This is a genomic window from Pedobacter sp. BAL39, assembly GCF_000170795.1.
Lineage (GTDB): Bacteria > Bacteroidota > Bacteroidia > Sphingobacteriales > Sphingobacteriaceae > Pedobacter.
The window spans coordinates 1-1,067 of record NZ_ABCM01000047.1; the positions used below are offsets into that span (position 1 = coordinate 1).

Genomic DNA, 1,067 nt, shown 5'->3' on the forward strand with positions numbered 1-1,067 from the left:
TTATTTAGACAGCTGTTTTATCGGATAGTTTAACCAAGGGGCGGAAAGCGACCACATTATCGTAAGAACATGAAAAAGACAAAGGATAATTTTTTTGAAAGGGTATCTACCAATATTACCAACTGGACAGGCAGTCCGCTCGCTTTCGGTGTGGCCGCCCTTGTCGTGATCGCATGGCTGGTATCCGGCCCCATTTTTCATTACTCTGATACCTGGCAGCTGGTGATCAATACCGGTACGACCATCATCACCTTCCTGATGGTTTTTCTGATCCAGAAAAGCCAGAACAAAGATTCCAAAGCCATACAGCTCAAGCTGAATGAGCTCATTGCTGCCAGCAGACATGCCAGCAACAGGATGGTCGATATCGAAGACCTGACTGAATCTGAGTTAGATGTGTTACATAAATTTTACCAGCGGCTGTCGGATGCATCCGAAGAGGACCATGATATCCACCGTTCTCACTCTATTGATGCTGCAGAGCAGTTGCAGGATGAGAAATCTGACCGCCATCCCGGTCCGGAAGAATTAAAGTAATGTCTTGCTGCTGTGATTAGTTTTATTTAAACTCGCTGATGTCTACCACACGGTCATCATCTTTGTATTTCAGAAAGGAAATCCCCTTTTTGTTTTTCTCAAATGCATAGTTCTCCTGAATCCACTCATACACCGCCGGTATCTGCTTAGGTGCGTTGACTGCCAGCTTCTGTACATAGGTGTCGTCCGTCGTATAATGTACCTGGTAAATGGAATCACCGATCAGGAAGGCAATGGTTTGTCTGTCGGGCGACATCATCAGAAAGTGACCCTGAATGCGTTCCTCATCCTTTTGTCGCTTAACAAGGTATACTTTAGCATTGACATTGGTGACAAAGAAATCATTATCGACCAGGTAGCCTGCACCGCCAACACGGTTTATTCCCCGGCTGTAACGTTCATCCTGTGCACCTGCCGAAGGCCGGTAAAAGCTCAGTACTTCCAGGCCACCGTCTTTTACGGTCAGCAGATAGGAGGGAGCAATAAGCCCTGAGTTATCGGCTATCTGCACCAGCAGCGTGGTCTTTTGC

2 protein-coding genes are annotated in these 1,067 nt (G+C 46.7%); one reads left to right on the top strand and one right to left on the bottom strand.

Features of this window, described 5'->3' with window-relative positions; all coding sequences use genetic code 11:
* Positions 1-69: 69 nt before the first annotated feature.
* Entirely contained in the window at positions 70-537 is a 468-nt protein-coding gene (locus tag PBAL39_RS24430; RefSeq protein WP_008246867.1) for a low affinity iron permease family protein, read from the top strand.
* A 22-nt stretch (positions 538-559) separates the two neighbouring features.
* Here the strand turns inward: PBAL39_RS24430 and PBAL39_RS24435 are convergent.
* A partial coding sequence (locus PBAL39_RS24435; RefSeq protein ID WP_008246869.1) for a hypothetical protein occupies positions 560-1,067 on the bottom strand: 508 nt, incomplete at its 5' end.

Bases quoted from the DNA above. Each gene is read 5' to 3' on its own strand.
- PBAL39_RS24430 (WP_008246867.1), top strand. From the start codon at position 70: ATGAAAAAGACAAAGGATAATTTTTTTGAAAGGGTATCTACCAATATT.